1 protein-coding gene is annotated in these 229 nt (G+C 57.6%); it reads right to left on the bottom strand.

Translation table 11 applies throughout. The features are described from left to right. On the bottom strand, positions 1-208 hold a 208-nt coding region (locus AC1RPU_RS08580; RefSeq protein WP_481769748.1), incomplete at its 3' end, for a hypothetical protein. Between the last annotated feature and the right edge of the window lie 21 nt (positions 209-229).

Raw genomic sequence — 229 nt, forward strand, 5'->3', positions numbered from 1 at the left:
GGTAGAACGCGACCGATGCGTCGGCGGCCAGCAGCGAGTGCCACTTCTGGTATCGACCGTCGAACATCATTTCGGGCAGCATCGTTTCCGTCGTGCCATTCGTACGCCAGACCGGGGCATTGCGCCAGTACAGCGTGATCTCGTCGCTCTGCGTGTACCCCAGATCAGCCTGAAATTCGTCAACAAGTGCCTTCGTCGTATCGATCATGCACTGCATGAATCGCTTGTC

The organism is Dellaglioa sp. CoH-55-MRSF-7, from assembly GCF_056782235.1.